The sequence below is a fragment of the Oerskovia sp. USHLN155 genome, assembly GCF_037145535.1.
Lineage (GTDB): Bacteria > Actinomycetota > Actinomycetes > Actinomycetales > Cellulomonadaceae > Oerskovia > Oerskovia rustica.
The window spans coordinates 1-14,264 of record NZ_JBBCXG010000006.1 but is presented as its reverse complement, the minus strand read 5'-3'; the positions used below and the strand labels follow the sequence as shown (position 1 = coordinate 14,264).

Genomic DNA, 14,264 nt, shown 5'->3' with positions numbered 1-14,264 from the left:
GCCGCATGGGAAAGCACTCGTCCGGCTCCGCCGTACCGGCCCCACCGTCCGACGAGGCCCTCGTCGACCCGGCATCACGCCGCGCACGCGGCAAGGCCGGTGACAAGCGGTCGCCCGCCTGGGACGTACCACCCGTCGAGGCGCTGCGCGCCCCGCGTGGCTTCGACCTCGCGGCGTTCGACCGCGCCTCCACACCGGGGTGGTCGCAGGGCCGCAAGCAGGCCGAACGGTTGCTCGACGCGCACGCCGACGAGCTCTCCGAGCTGCAGGAGCGGCTGTTCGCCGAGGGACGCAGCGGCGGGAACCGCTCCGTCCTGCTGGTGCTGCAAGGCATGGACACCGCCGGCAAAGGCGGCATCGTGCGGCACGTCATCGGTCTGGTGGACCCGCAAGGCGTCCAGCACACGTCCTTCGGGGTGCCCACGGCCGAGGAGCGCGAGCACGACTTCCTGTGGCGCGTCCGTCGCGCGCTGCCGGACCCCGGCTACCTCGGCGTCTTCGACCGCTCGCACTACGAGGACGTGCTCGTGGCCCGCGTGGACGAGCTCGTCCCGCCCGACGTCTGGGAGGCGCGCTACGACCAGATCAACGCGTTCGAGGCCGAGCTCGTCGAGGCCGGCACGACCGTCGTGAAGGTCGCGCTGTTCGTGTCCCCTGACGAGCAGAAGGTGCGCCTGCGCGAGCGGCTGGAGCGCCCCGAGAAGCACTGGAAGTACAACCCGGGGGACATCGACGCGCGCCGGAGGTGGCCCGCGTACCAGGAGGCCTACCAGGCCGCGATCGAACGCACGAACACCGAGGTCGCTCCCTGGTACGTCGTCCCGGCGGACGCCAAGTGGTTTGCCAGGATCGCGGTCTCCGAGCTCGTGCTCGACGCGCTGCGCCGCCTGGACCTGGGGTGGCCGCCCGCCGACTTCGACGTCGCGACCGAGCTCAGGCGGTTGGAGTCCGCGTGAGCGCGCGACCGTCCTCGGCGAGCGAGCCCAGGCGCGACAGCGCCCGGAAGTACTTCTTGCGGTAGCCCCCGCGCAGCATCTCCTCGGTGAACAGCGAGGAGACCGCGGCCCCGCTCGTCCCCCCCTCAGCGCCGGGACCGCCGTCGGCGGCGACGCCGTCGGCGAGCAGCACCGGGACGTCCCGGTCGTACAGGCGGTCGACCAGGACGACGAGCCGCAACGCGGCCGACTGCTCCGTGACGGGGTGCACGCCCGTGAGCGCGACGAGCGTGACGTCGTCGAGCATCGCGCCGTACCTGCTCGGGTGGACGCCGCGCAGGTGGTCGAGGACCTCGTCGAGCGAGTCGAGCGTCGCGCCCGGGTGCGACGCGGCGACTCGCGCCACGACGTCGGCCGGCAGCGGCTGCGTCTCGGTCACGACCGCGCGGTGGCGGTAGTCCTCACCGTCGACACGCATGACCTCGAAGCGCGCGGCCATGGCCTGGATCTCGCGCAGGAAGTCCTCGGCCGCGAAGCGCCCCTCGCCCAGCGAGCCGGGCAGCGTGTTGGACGTCGCGGCGAGCGCGACGCCCCGGTCCGCGAGCTCGCGCAGCAGGCGGGACATGAGGACCGTGTCGCCCGGGTCGTCGAGCTCGAACTCGTCGATGCAGACCAGGCGCTTGGTCGCGAGGGCGTCGACCGTGGCCTGGAAGCCCAGTGCACCCACGAGGTTGGTGTACTCGACGAACGTCCCGTAGGCCGCGTCGGGGCCCACGGCGTGGGCCAGGGAGGTCAGCAGGTGCGTCTTGCCGACGCCGAACCCGCCGTCCATGTAGATCGCGGGGGCCGCCTTGCGCTTCGCGAACAGGCCGCGCCGCACCTTTCCGGGCGCGAGCTGGGCACCGACCTCCTCGAGACGCGCGACGGTCGAGCCCTGGCTCGGGTAGGCCGGGTTCGCCCGGTACGTCGAGAAGCGGGCGTCCGCGAAGTGGCGGGGCGGCACGAGGTCGGCGAGCAGGCGGGTGGGCGGCACGACGGGCCGGATGTCGGCCAGGGCTCGCACGCGCGGCGGGGTCGACGGGTCGGACGTGTTCCCGGCGAGATCGGGAGGCGCAGCAGTCACGAGGATCCAGCCTACGCGCACTAGCCTGGCGGGATGAGTGCTGTGTCGGACGTCACCACGCCCACGCCCCCGCCGCCGTCCCTGGGCCCACGGACCCCTGCGCTGCCCGCGCTGGACGTCCTGCTCGGACCGGGAGGCTCGGGCCACCTCGCGGGGACCCGCCTGGAGCCTGCGCCCGACGAGGAGGCGCTGGCCGCGTTCTACGCCTCACCGCCCGGGCCGCACGTGCGCGCGAACATGGTCGCGAGCGTCGACGGCGGGGCCTGGGGCCCCGACCACCGTTCGGGCACCATCAACGACGCGGCCGACTGGCGCGTCTTCCGCGTGCTGCGGGCACTCGCGGACGTCGTGCTCGTCGGGGCGGGCACGGCCCGCGCCGAGGGCTACACCGCGCTCGACGTCCCGCGCGGCCTCGAGCACCTGCGGGCGGGCCGCGGACCGCTCGAGCTCGCGGTCGTCACGCGCAGCGGGCACCTGCCCGCCTCGCTCGCCGGGGGCGACCGCCCGCCGTTCGTCGTCACGGGCGAGCACGGGGCGAGCGTCGCGCGGGCGAGCGTGCCGGCGGACCGGATCCTCGTCGTCGGGCCCGACGACGCCGCTCCCCCGGGTGCGCCGCTCACCGCCCGGGACCTCCCCTCGCCCACGCCCGGACCCGACCTGCGCGCCGGGCTCGCAGCCCTGGCCGACCAGGGCCTCGCGCGGGTGCTGTGCGAGGGCGGCCCTCACCTGCTCGCCGACCTCCTGGCCCGCGACCTGCTCGACGAGCTGTGCGTCACGACGACGCCAGTGCTCGTGGGCCCCGGACCGGGACGCATCGTGGGCGGGCTGCCGCCGCTGCCCGCCGGCGTCCGCGCCGAGCGTGAGACCGGCAGCCCGGACGGCCCGGCCGCGAGCGCCCCGATCGTGCACCCCCGTCTCGCCCACCTCCTGCACGCGGACGGCACGCTGGTGGCCCGATGGGCGCTGCGGTGACGACGGTCGCTAGTCTGGTCCCGTGACCGACACCATCCTCGTCCTGACCGAAGACACCCTCGCCGCCGTGGACGTGGAGCACATCCTGTCCCTCCACCCCGACGAGACCCTCGCCTACCGGGTCCTCGTGCCCGCCGACACCGAGCGCAACGTCGTCTCCGCGATCATCGACCACCTCAGCGTGGGCGAGCTCAAGGAGGCGTGGGACGAGGTGCTCGGCAAGGAGCCCTCGCACGCGCAGGCCACGGCCACGGCGCAGGAGCGCCTCGACGTGAGCGTCGCCGAGCTGCGTGCCGCGGGCCGCGAGGCCGAGGGGGCCGTGACCGAGGACGACCCGCTGCCCGCGCTGCGCGCCGCCGTCGCGGCCGGCGACGTCCGCGAGATCGCGATCGTCACGTACCCGCACGCGGTCGAGGACACGTTCCACCAGGACTGGGCCTCGCGGGCGCGCGAGGAGCTGCACGTGCCCGTCCTGCACCTGTACTCGGGCACGAGCGAGCTGGGCTGACGCCGGGCCCCGGGCCACGACGTACGAGAGGGTGGGACGCACCGGCGTCCCACCCTCTCGTCATGCCACCGTCGCACCGGCCGTGCGCCTCAGCCCTCGCGCACGCGGTGACCTGCACGGCGGATCGTGGCCCGCGCGAGCTGGTCCATCGAGTCCACGAACACCGGGTCGTCGAGCAGCGCGTGGTCCGCCGCGACGACCGAGAGCTCGGTGCAGCCGAGCACGATCTCGCCGGCCCCCCGGGCATGGAGCCGCTGCGCGACCCCGTGCAGCGCGTCGATGTCGACCGGCTGCCCGGCCTTGACCTGGTCGTAGATGATCGTGTTCACGACCGCCTGGTCCGCGGCGTCCGGGAGCAGCGTCTCGACGCCCACGGCCGCGAACGCGTCCTGGTAGACGCCGGACGTCGCGGTCCCCTCTGTCGCGAGGAGCCCCACCTGGGTGAGCCCCGGCTGCCGCTCGCGCACCGCCGCGACCGTCACGTCGATGATCGACAGGAGCGGCACGCTCGTCGAGTCGATCACCTGCTGGGTGAAGTAGTGCGCCGTGTTGCACGGCATCACGAGGAACGACACCCCGAAGCGTTCGAGCCGCCGCGCGTCGTTCGCCAGGACAGGCGCGGGGTCCTCGGCCGAGCGGCCCAGGATGAACGCCGTACGGTCCGGGATGGTCGCGTGGTTGAGCACGACCATGTCCAGGTGGTCCTGGTCCCGTTCGGCCTGCGTGAGCTGGACGACGAGCTGCAGGAAGTACGCGGTCGCGAGCGGCCCGACGCCCCCGATGACCCCGACCGGGGCCGGGGTCACCGGGGCGGGGACAGGCGCCGTCGTTCCCGACGGCGCCTCCCCCGCGAGCGTCGACGGCTCGCCGGGCTGCGTCACGCCCCGCCGCCCTGCCGGTGCGCGGCCGCCTGGGCGGCCGACACCGGGTAGAACTGGGCGAACTTCTTGTACTGCTTGAGCTCCGACAGCCAGACCCACAGCGAGCGCCGCGGGTCGCGGTCCCGGCTGTACTTGAGCGGGTGCGCCACGCGACGCACCTTCTTGAGCCGGGGCGCGACCGTGGGGTCGCTCATGCTCGGCAGGTACTTCTTCAGGAGCGGGCCGGGCACGATCCGGTAGAGGATCGGGACGCGCCGGGGATCCGGGGTGCGCCCCTGCTGCAGGTGCTCCCCCACCCAGTACGTGACCGGGTTGATGCCGCTCGCGGTCAGGTAGTAGTTCGACCGGCCCGTGCGCGGGTTGAGCTCGAAGAAGTGCGCCCGACCGTCGCGCGGATCCACCTTGATGTCGAAGTTCGCGAACCCCGTCCACCCCAGGTGCTCGACGAGGCGACGCGCGTCGGCCTCGACCTGCGGGAGCACCTCGGTGAGGATGGCCGCCGGGTTGCCCAGCGTCCCCGGGGTGTGCTCCTCGATGAGGACGCGGCCGCCGTGTGCCATGCGCACGGTGCCGTCCTGCGCGGAGAACGTCGTCATGATCTGCATCTGCGAGTCGTTGCCCGGGACGAACTCCTGGATGATGAACGGCTCGCGGTACCCCGCCTCGCCGGCCACCCGCAGCAGCCACTCGAGCTGCGAGACGTCCGTGAGGTGGTGCACCTTCTGCTTCCCGGCGAAGGACGTGTGGTGGTAGGCCACGTTGTCGCCCGGCTTGGCCACGATCGGGAACCGCAGACCGAGCTCGCCGACCTGCTCGCCCCCGCGGCGCACGACCGTGCGGGGGTGCGGGACCCCCAGCTCGTGGCACAGCTCGGAGAAGCGCTGCTTGTCCATGACACGGTCCAGCAGGTCCACGCTCGTGTACGGCACGACCGCGACGTCCTCGATCTTGGCCCGCTGCTCGGAGAGCGCACGGACGTACCAGTCGGTGCACGTGACGACCATGACAGGGGCCGTGGCCTGCGCAGCGAGCCGACGGATCGTGGCGACCATGACCTCCGGGTCGTCGAGCCGGGGCTCGATGACGTTGGTCAGGATCTGCGAGTACCGCATGTTCCGGGTCGAGACGATCGAGACGACGGTGCTGTGCACGCCGTACGCCTCGTGAAAAGCGCGGGCCAGGCTGTAGGCACCCGCATCACCCCCGAGGATGATGGGGTGCACCACAGCCGGCCGGGTCACCCCTCGGCTCACGCGTCGCCTTCAGCGCTCTCGCTGCGGTCACCGGACCACTCGGTGTGGAACACACCGGGCTTGTCCACGCGCTGGTACGTGTGCGCCCCGAAGAAGTCGCGCTGCGCCTGGATCAGCGCGGCGGGCAGACGCTCCGCGCGCACGCCGTCGTAGTACGCGAGCGACGACGAGAACGCGGGCGTCGGGACGCCGTTGAGCGCGGCCTGCGACACGACCCGGCGCCAGGACGAGACGCCCTCGCCGACGGTCTGCGTGAAGTACGGGTCGGCGAGCAGGAGCGGAAGGTTCTCGTCGCGCTCGTACGCCTCGGTGATGCGGTTGAGGAAGCGGGCCCGGATGATGCAGCCACCTCGCCAGATGCGGGCCATGGCCCCACGGTCGATGTTCCAGCCGAACTCCTGGGACGCCGCGGCGATCTGGTCGAAGCCCTGCGAGTACGCGACGACCTTCGAGGAGTACAGCGCGCGACGGACGTCCTCGACGAACGCGTCGCGGTCCGTGATCTCCCACGTGCCGGCGTCGGCGGGCAGCACGCCCACGGCTGCGGTGCGCTGGGGCACCGAGCCCGACAGCGCACGGGCGAACGTCGCCTCGGCGATCCCCGTGATCGGGACGCCCAGGTCGAGGGCGTTCTGGACCGTCCAGCGGCCCGTGCCCTTCTGCTCGGCGCGGTCGAGGATGACGTCGACGAAGGCCTTGCCGGTCTCGGCGTCGACGTGCTGGAGCACGTCGGCCGTGATCTCGATGAGGAACGACTCGAGGTCGCCCTTGTTCCACTCGGCGAAGATCTCGCCGATCTCCTGGGCGGAGGCGCCGAGGCCCTGCTTCAGGAGGTCGTACGCCTCGGCGATGAGCTGCATGTCGGCGTACTCGATGCCGTTGTGCACCATCTTGACGAAGTGACCTGCGCCGTCCGGACCGACGTACGTGCAGCAGGGCACGCCGTCGACCTTGGCGGAGATGTCCTCGAGGATCGGGCCGAGGGTCTCGTAGGACTCGGGGGCGCCGCCGGGCATGATGCTCGGGCCGTTGAGCGCACCCTCCTCGCCGCCCGAGACACCGGTGCCCACGTAGTGCAGGCCCTTCTCCTTGAGCTCGGCCTCGCGGCGGCGCGTGTCGGGGAAGTGCGCGTTGCCCGCGTCGATGATGATGTCGCCCTGCTCGAGGAGCGGGACGAGCTCGGCGATCACGGCGTCGGTCGCGGCGCCGGCCTTGACCATGACGACGACCTTGCGGGGGCGCTCGAGCGAGGCGACGAAGTCCGCCATCGACTCGGAAGGGATGAAGTCGCCGTCGCTGCCGTGGTCCGCGATGAGCGACTGCGTCTTGGCGAAGGAGCGGTTGTGCACCGCGGTCGTGTAGCCGTGACGGGCGAAGTTGCGGGCCAGGTTGCGGCCCATGACCGCGAGTCCGGTGACGCCGATCTGTGCGCGGGCTGACATCTGCTGTGCTCCTCGGGGTAGGTGCGGGCACCGGCGAGCAGGAGTCCCGGACGCCGGCGAGACGAGCCGACGACGAGCGCCGGCGGACACTCAGGACAGCCTAGTCCGGCGATCACGATTCGATCTCCTCCGCGCGCCTTACCTCCAGGATGTGGACATCTGCTCGTACTGTGCCGCTGTGATCAAGTCCGGAGAACCGCAGGCACCGCCGGACTTCCTGCGTGCCCTGGAGTCGATCGGCCGCCGCCGGGTGCGCCCCGAGGTCAGGCTGCGCGAGGTCACGGCTCCGAGCCGCATCGCGCCCTTCGCCCTGGCGCTCACGGGCGAGGTCGACGGGACCGACGCCGCGGGCGAGGCGCTCGCGAGCGGCCGGTTCATCGTGCTGCACGACCCGGCGGGCCAGGAGTCCTGGCACGGGACGTTCCGGGTCGTGACGCTCGTGCGTGCGACCCTCGACCCCGAGCAGGCCACCGACCCGCTCCTCGGGGAGGTCGCATGGACCTGGCTCGAGGAGGCTCTCGACCACGCGGGGGTCGACGCGCTCGCCGAGGGCGGCACCGTGACCCGTGTCCTGTCCGAGAGCTTCGGCGCCCTCGCGGGCCAGGCGAACGGCGTCGACCTCGAGATCCGGGCCTCGTGGACGCCCCTCTCGACCGACCTCGGACCCCACCTGGACGCCTGGTCCACGCTGCTGTGCACGGCCGCCGGTCTGCCGCCGCTCCCGGACGGCGTGACGTCGTTGCGCTCGCGACGCAATACCGTGGGTCCATGAGCTCGGCCCACACCCCCTCGTTCTCGCACGCGCCCGACGGCCGCGGCGGTGCCCGCGCGGCGTCCGTCCCGGACCAGGCCGGCGCGCAGGACTCGCCCGTCGCGCGCTCGTCCGACGCGCCTGCGACGTCCGACGCCCCCGCTGCCCCGGCTGCGCCGGCTGCACCGTCAGTGATCCCGCTCACCGAGCCCGCCGACGGCGTCGGCCCCGTGATCGACACCCCCGACGCCTTCGCCGAGGTCGTCGCGGCGTTCGCGGCGGCCTCAGGCCCCGTCGCGGCAGACGCCGAGCGCGCCTCGGGCTACCGGTACGGCCAGCGCACGTACCTCGTCCAGGTCCGCCGCGAGGGTGCCGGGACCGCGCTCATCGACCCCATCGGCGTCCCCGACCTCTCGCCGCTGCGCGAGGCCGTGGGCGACGCCGAGTGGATCCTGCACGCGGCCTCGCAGGACCTGCCCGGTTTCGCCGAGCAGAACCTGCACCCCGCCCGCATCTTCGACACCGAGCTCGCGGCCCGCCTGCTGGGCATGGAGCGCGTGGGGCTGGCCGCGGTCATCGCGGAGGTCCTGGGCCTCGGTCTCGCCAAGGAGCACTCGGCCGCGGACTGGTCCACGCGCCCGCTGCCCGTGGACTGGCTGCGCTACGCGGCGCTCGACGTCGAGGTGCTCATCCCGCTCCGCAAGATCCTGGGCGAGCGGCTCGAGGAGCAGGGCAAGGCCGAGTGGGCCGCGCAGGAGTTCGAGGCCGTGCGCACCGCTCCCCCGCCGCCGCCGCGCGAGGAGCCGTGGCGTCGTACGTCGGGCGTGCACGCGCTGCGCAACCCGCGCAGCCTCGCGGTCGTGCGCAGCCTGTGGGAGGCGCGCGACGAGAACGCCCGTCGTCGGGACATCGCCCCGGGCCGGGTGCTGCCCGACCGTGCGATCGTCGCGGCGGCCCAGGCCATGCCGCGCTCGGTGCCCGAGCTCGTCCGGCTGCCGGCGTTCTCGGGACGCAACACGGCCCGCCGGGCGGCGTCGTGGCAGCAGGCGATCGACAAGGCCCTGGCCCTGCCGCAGGACGCCCTGCCGAGCTCGCGCGGGCCCCGCAGCGACGCCCCGCCGCCCCCGCGCGCCTGGGCCGAGCGCGACCCCGAGGCCGCACGTCGCCTGGACGCGGCGCGCGCCGTCGTGCAGCGCCTCTCGGACGAGCACGACGTCCCGCTCGAGAACCTCCTGCAGCCCGACGCGCTGCGTCGCGTGTGCTGGACGCCGCCCACGCCGCTGGACACCGAGCACGTCGCACAGTTCCTGCGCGGGCGCGGTGCCCGCGAGTGGCAGGTCGGGCTCGTGGCGGAGCCCCTCGCCGCGGCCCTCGCCGACCCCGGGTCGGTCCCGCGTCCTGCACCCGCGACGGGAACGGGGGCCGCGACCCGCGCGGACGACGGCGGGGACCAGGGCGGCCCGAGCACGGACTGAGCCCACCGTCCCGGGTGGCACGACGCCGTCGTCCGGGGCTTCTCCCCGCCGGTAAGGTCAGGGGCATGTTGTCCGAGTCCTCCACCCTGACCGTCACGACGATCACCGACCGCGCCGCCTGGGACGAGCAGGTGCTCGCGATGGGCGGTCACCCGCTCCAGCTCTGGGGGTGGGGCGAGGTCAAGGGGGCCGGGGCCTGGACGCCCCGCCGCCTGCAGGTCGCGGGCCCCGACGGGACCGTGCTGGGCCTCGCCCAGGTCCTGGTCCGCTCGCTCCCCGCGCAGTTCAAGGCGCTCAGCTACGTCCCGCGCGGCCCGGTCGTCATGCCCGACGGCGTCGGCTATCCCGCGACGCGCTCGGCCGTGACCGAGGCCGTGGTGCAGTGGTGCCGCAAGAACGTGGGCGGCGTGGGCATCACGCTCGAGCCCGACTGGGACGCCGGGACGTCGCTCGAGCTCGAGGGTGCGGCCCCCGCGGTCAACCCGGTGCTCTACCCGACGACGCTGATCCTCGACCTGCGCAAGACGCCTGACGAGCTCATGTCCGACATGGCGAAGAAGACCCGCCAGTACATCCGCAAGTCCGAGCGCGAGGACCTCGAGTTCCGCCCCGTGACGACGCGCGGCGAGCTCGCCGCCTGCCTGCGCCTGTACCGCCAGACGGCCGAGCGCGCGGGCTTCGGCCTGCACGAGGACTCGTACTACGAGCGAGTGTTCGACGAGCTGGGCGAGCACTCCCCCGTGTTCGCGGCCTTCGCGCGCTCGGCGGAGGGCGGCCCGCACGACCGTCCGGTCTCGTTCGTGTGGTTCGCGGCCTCGGCGCGGACGTCGTTCGAGCTGTACGGCGGCATGGACGAGGAGGGGCAGCGGCTGCGGGCCAACTACGGCCTCAAGTGGTACGCGATCAACGCGATGCGCGACCGCGGAGTGGTGCGCTACGACGTCAACGGGCTGCTCAACGACGGGATCTCGACGTTCAAGCGCGGCTTCGCGTCCCACGAGGACGAGCTGGTCGGGAGCATCGACGTGCCGTTCTCGATGTGGTACACGGCGTGGAACAAGGGCCTGCCGACCGCCAAGAAGGTCGTGCGCAAGCTGCGCGGCGGCAGCTGAGAACAGCTCCTGGCGGGGCTAGCGCGCCCGGATCGCGCGAGACTGCGTATCGCTGGACATTCGCCCGACGAACCCTGACGGACCCGCTCGAACCCCTGTGGTCGAGCGGGTCCGTCGCTCGTTGCCGATACTCGGTCTCACACTTTCGTGCATTTTCCTGGTACCGCGGGTAGCCTGTACCAACGCTGAGCGGTGACGCTCAGGGACACCGCCGTCCAGATCAGGAGAAGCCATGACTGTGGCCAGCAAGGGTTCGGGCTCGCGCCGGACCGTCCGCGACGTCGTCTTCGTCGAGGGGGTGCGCACGCCGTTCGGCAAGGCCCGCCCTGACGGCATCTACGCGAACACCCGTGCCGACGACCTCGCCGTGAAGGCCGTGCGCGAGCTGCTGCGCCGCCGCCCCGAGCTCCCGGCCGAGCGGATCGACGAGGTCGCCCTCGCCGCGACGACCCAGACGGGCGACCAGGGCCTGACCCTCGGGCGCAGCGTGGCCGTGCTGGCCGGACTGCCGAAGTCCGTCCCGGGCTTCGCGATCGACCGCATGTGCGCGGGCGCCATGACCGCGGTCACCACGACCGCGTCGGCCATCGCGATCGGTGCCCAGGACGTGACCCTCGCGGGCGGCCTCGAGCACATGGGCCATCACCCGATGGGCGAGGGCGCGGACCCCAACCCGCGCTTCGTCGCCGAGAGGCTCGTCGACTCGACGGCCCTGGTCATGGGCGCGACTGCCGAGAACCTGCACGACCGCTTCCCGCACCTGACCAAGGAACGCGCGGACGCGTACGGCGTCGCGAGCCAGGCCAAGTACGCCAAGGCGCTCGCCAACGGCGACGTGACGCCGGACCTCGTCCCGGTCGCGCTGCGCGACCCGGCGCAGGGCTGGGGCCTGGCCACGGCCGACGAGCTGCCCCGCCCGGGCACGACCGTCGAGGACATCGCGCACCTCAAGACGCCCTTCCGCCCCGGCGGCAAGGTCACCGCGGGCAACGCGTCCCCGCTGACCGACGGTGCCGCTGTCTCGCTCCTCGCGGCGGGCGACGTCGTGGCCGAGCTCGGCCTGCCGGCCCGCATGCGCCTCGTGTCGTTCGCCTACGTGGGCGTCGACCCCGAGGTCATGGGTATCGGCCCCATCCCCTCGACCGAGAAGGCCCTGGCCCAGGCCGGGCTGAGCATCGAGGACATCGGCCTGTTCGAGATCAACGAAGCCTTCGCGGTGCAGGTCCTGGCGTTCCTGGACCACTTCGGCATGCCCGACGACGACACGCGCGTCAACCAGTACGGCGGCGCGATCGCGGTGGGTCACCCCCTCGCGGCGTCGGGCGTGCGCCTCATGACTCAGCTCGCGCGCCAGTTCGAGCAGCACCCCGAGGTCCGCTACGGCCTGACCACGATGTGCGTGGGCCTGGGCATGGGCGGCACGGTCGTCTGGGAGAACCCGCACCACGCCGACTACTCCGGCCACACGACCGACGAGACGAACGGGGAGAACTGACCCATGAGCACCCAGACCACCGCGCCCCGTGCCGAGCGCGTGACCCACTCCCTCGTCCGCGACGTCGAGCTGCCGGACGGTGCGGGCACGCTCGCGCTCCTCACGCTCGACAACGGCCTCGACCACACCAAGCCCACGACGCTCGGGCCGGGCGGCATCGCCGAGCTCACGGCCGCACTGACCGTGCTCCAGGCCCGCGCCGCACGCGGCGAGATCGCGGCCGTCGCCGTCACGGGCAAGCCCTACTTCCTGGCGGCGGGCGCCGACCTCACGCAGGTCGCGGGCGTCCGCACGCGCGACGAGGCGCTCGAGCTGGGCCGCGGCGGCCACGCGGCCTACCGCCTGCTGGGCGAGATGGGCGTCCCGACGTTCGCGTACGTCAACGGCCTGGCCCTGGGCGGCGGCCTGGAGGTCGCGCTCAACTGCGACTACCGCACGGTCGCGACCGACGCCCCCGCGCTCGCGCTGCCCGAGGTCGGCCTCGGGCTGGTCCCGGGCTGGGGCGGCGCCTACCTGGTGCCGCGCCTCGTGGGCATCGAGAAGGCCATGGACGTCATCCTCACGCGTCCGAGCGCCAACAAGCCGTTCAAGGCCAAGGAGGCCTTCGAGATCGGCCTGGCCGACGCGCTGTTCGAGGCGCCGGACTTCCTCGAGTCCTCGATCCGCTGGACCGCCGACGTCGTGCGCGGCACCACGGTCGTCGAGCGCCGCGAGCTCGACCCCGCCCCGGTGTGGGACGCGGTCGTGGCCGGTGCGCGCAAGCAGCTCGACGCGGTCGTGCACGGGTCCCGGCCCGCGCCCTACCGGGCCCTGGACCTCCTGGCCGCGGCTCGCACCGCGACCAAGGACGAGGCCTTCGCCGCCGAGGACGAGGCCCTGGCGGACCTCATCATGTCCGACGAGATGCGCGCGAGCGTCTACGCCTTCCAGCTCGTCTCGCACGGCAAGCGCCCCGCGGGCGCCCCGGACCCGAAGCTGGCCCGCCCGGTCACGTCGGTCGGGATCGTGGGCGCGGGCCTCATGGCGGCCCAGCTCGCGCTGCTGTTCGCGCAGCGCCTGGGCGTGCCCGTGACGATGCGCGACCTCGACGCCGAGCGCGTGCAGCACGGGCTCGACTACGTCCGCACGACGGTCGAGAAGCTCGTCTCGACGGGCCGCATGACCAAGGACGTGGGGGCCAAGGTGCTGTCCTCGGTCCACGGGACCACGGACATCACGGAGTTCTCGCGCTGCGACTTCGTGATTGAGGCCGTGACGGAGGTCCTGGGGCTCAAGAAGAAGGTCTTCGCCGAGCTCGAGGGCATCATCGGCGCCGACACGATCCTCGCGACCAACACCTCGGCCCTGTCGGTCACCGAGATGGCCGCGGACCTGGCACACCCCGAGCGGGTCGTGGGGCTGCACTTCTTCAACCCCGTCGCGCAGATGCCGCTCGTCGAGGTCGTCCGGGCCGAGAAGACCTCGGACGAGGCCCTCGCGACGGCGTTCGCGGTCTCGAAGGCCCTGCGCAAGACCGCGGTGGGCGTGGCCGACCGCCCGGGCTTCGTGGTCAACCGCCTGCTGGTGCTGCTCCTGGGCAAGATCGTGGAGGCCGTCGAGAACGGCACCTCGGTCGAGGTCGCCGACCGCGCGCTGCGCCCGCTCGGCCTGCCCATGGGTCCGTTCGCGCTGTTCGACCTCGTGGGTCCCGCCGTGGGCCTGCACGTCCTGACGTCGCTGCGCGAGGACCTGGGCGACCGCTTCCCGTCCTCCCCCGGGCTCGAGAAGCTCGTGGCCGAGGGCACCAAGGTCGTCCTGCCCGCCCCGGCCCGCGGCATCCCCGCGAGCGTCGACCCGGCGATCCAGGCGTACTTCGGCACGGGCGAGGCCGGCGGCCCGGGCGCCCTCGACGAGGCGGGCGTGCTGGATCAGGTCCTGACCGCTCTCACGACGGAGATCGGCCACATGCTCGACGAGGGCGTCGTCCAGGGCCCCGAGCAGATCGACCTGTGCATGATCCTGGGCGCGGGCTGGCCGTTCCACGACGGCGGCATCACGCCGTACCTGGACCGCACGGGCTACGCGGAGAAGGTGCTGGGCCGCCGTCTCCTGCCCGACGGCGTCGCGAACGTCCCGGCGCAGGTCGCCTGACGCGTCACGCGCCTCTCACGCCGAACCCGAGGGGGGGGGGGGGGGGGGGGGGGGGGGGGGCGCCCCCGGGGGGGGGGGGGGGGGGGGGGGGGGGGGGGGGGGGGCTCGGTCGAGCTGCCTGACCCACCTCGGGTCCGGCACCGGGTCCGGCACCGCGTCAGGACGCCTCGTACGCCACGCCCCAGTG

General features: G+C 73.3%; 12 protein-coding genes. 8 read left to right on the top strand and 4 right to left on the bottom strand.

Annotated elements, in window-relative coordinates; all coding sequences use genetic code 11:
• The first annotated feature begins 5 nt into the window (after positions 1-5).
• Complete coding sequence (locus WFH32_RS09625) at positions 6-956, top strand: polyphosphate kinase 2 family protein (protein WP_336707170.1); 951 nt, start codon at positions 6-8, stop codon at positions 954-956.
• Here WFH32_RS09625 and zapE read toward each other — a convergent pair.
• A complete protein-coding gene (zapE, locus tag WFH32_RS09620; protein ID WP_442946326.1) occupies positions 934-2,058 on the bottom strand; it encodes a cell division protein ZapE in 1,125 nt (374 codons plus the stop codon). The genes WFH32_RS09625 and zapE overlap by 23 nt on opposite strands.
• Positions 2,059-2,091: 33 nt before the next feature.
• On the opposite strand from zapE, the gene WFH32_RS09615 reads away from it, so the two are divergent.
• On the top strand, positions 2,092-3,030 hold the full coding sequence (locus WFH32_RS09615; protein WP_336707168.1) for a dihydrofolate reductase family protein: 939 nt from the start codon (positions 2,092-2,094) through the stop codon (positions 3,028-3,030).
• A gap of 22 nt (positions 3,031-3,052) precedes the next feature.
• Positions 3,053-3,538 (top strand): hypothetical protein, encoded by a 486-nt coding sequence (locus WFH32_RS09610; RefSeq protein WP_191795283.1) that lies wholly within the window; start codon positions 3,053-3,055, stop codon positions 3,536-3,538.
• 89 nt (positions 3,539-3,627) lie between these two features.
• Here the strand turns inward: WFH32_RS09610 and WFH32_RS09605 are convergent, their stop codons facing one another.
• The 3 genes from WFH32_RS09605 to gndA all read right to left on the bottom strand — a co-directional run bounded on the left by WFH32_RS09605 (position 3,628) and on the right by gndA (position 7,114).
• Positions 3,628-4,419, bottom strand: a complete 792-nt coding sequence (locus tag WFH32_RS09605; protein WP_336707166.1) for an aspartate/glutamate racemase family protein — start codon at positions 4,417-4,419, stop codon at positions 3,628-3,630.
• Complete coding sequence (locus WFH32_RS09600; protein WP_318243988.1) at positions 4,416-5,570, bottom strand: carboxylate--amine ligase; 1,155 nt, start codon at positions 5,568-5,570, stop codon at positions 4,416-4,418. Before WFH32_RS09600 ends, WFH32_RS09605 begins: the two co-directional genes overlap by 4 nt.
• A gap of 98 nt (positions 5,571-5,668) precedes the next feature.
• Complete coding sequence (gndA, locus tag WFH32_RS09595; protein ID WP_191795281.1) at positions 5,669-7,114, bottom strand: NADP-dependent phosphogluconate dehydrogenase; 1,446 nt, start codon at positions 7,112-7,114, stop codon at positions 5,669-5,671.
• A gap of 178 nt (positions 7,115-7,292) precedes the next feature.
• Between gndA and WFH32_RS09590 the strand changes: the two genes are divergently transcribed.
• The 5 genes from WFH32_RS09590 to WFH32_RS09570 all read left to right on the top strand — a co-directional run bounded on the left by WFH32_RS09590 (position 7,293) and on the right by WFH32_RS09570 (position 14,077).
• Positions 7,293-7,886: a DUF3000 domain-containing protein gene (locus tag WFH32_RS09590; protein ID WP_318243987.1), complete on the top strand. Its 594-nt coding sequence runs from the start codon at positions 7,293-7,295 to the stop codon at positions 7,884-7,886.
• Positions 7,883-9,340: a ribonuclease D gene (locus tag WFH32_RS09585; protein WP_336707163.1), complete on the top strand. Its 1,458-nt coding sequence runs from the start codon at positions 7,883-7,885 to the stop codon at positions 9,338-9,340. The genes WFH32_RS09590 and WFH32_RS09585 overlap by 4 nt, the downstream gene beginning before the upstream one ends.
• 65 nt (positions 9,341-9,405) lie before the next feature.
• Positions 9,406-10,452, top strand: a complete 1,047-nt coding sequence (locus tag WFH32_RS09580; protein WP_191795273.1) for a lipid II:glycine glycyltransferase FemX — start codon at positions 9,406-9,408, stop codon at positions 10,450-10,452.
• Between the two features lie 232 nt (positions 10,453-10,684).
• The gene (locus WFH32_RS09575) at positions 10,685-11,947 is read left to right on the top strand and encodes a thiolase family protein (protein WP_336707161.1); all 1,263 of its coding nucleotides are present in this window, start codon (positions 10,685-10,687) and stop codon (positions 11,945-11,947) included.
• A 3-nt stretch (positions 11,948-11,950) separates the two neighbouring features.
• Complete coding sequence (locus WFH32_RS09570) at positions 11,951-14,077, top strand: 3-hydroxyacyl-CoA dehydrogenase NAD-binding domain-containing protein (RefSeq protein ID WP_336707160.1); 2,127 nt, start codon at positions 11,951-11,953, stop codon at positions 14,075-14,077.
• Positions 14,078-14,264 lie beyond the last annotated feature (187 nt).

Excerpts from the sequence above, each read along its gene's own strand:
- WFH32_RS09625 (WP_336707170.1), top strand. The coding sequence starts at position 6 with ATGGGAAAGCACTCGTCCGGCTCCGCCGTACCGGCCCCACCGTCCGAC.
- WFH32_RS09615 (WP_336707168.1), top strand. The coding sequence starts at position 2,092 with ATGAGTGCTGTGTCGGACGTCACCACGCCCACGCCCCCGCCGCCGTCC.
- gndA (WP_191795281.1), bottom strand. The coding sequence starts at position 7,114 with ATGTCAGCCCGCGCACAGATCGGCGTCACCGGACTCGCGGTCATGGGC.
- WFH32_RS09585 (WP_336707163.1), top strand. The coding sequence starts at position 7,883 with ATGAGCTCGGCCCACACCCCCTCGTTCTCGCACGCGCCCGACGGCCGC.
- WFH32_RS09580 (WP_191795273.1), top strand. The coding sequence starts at position 9,406 with ATGTTGTCCGAGTCCTCCACCCTGACCGTCACGACGATCACCGACCGC.
- WFH32_RS09575 (WP_336707161.1), top strand. The coding sequence starts at position 10,685 with ATGACTGTGGCCAGCAAGGGTTCGGGCTCGCGCCGGACCGTCCGCGAC.
- WFH32_RS09570 (WP_336707160.1), top strand. The coding sequence starts at position 11,951 with ATGAGCACCCAGACCACCGCGCCCCGTGCCGAGCGCGTGACCCACTCC.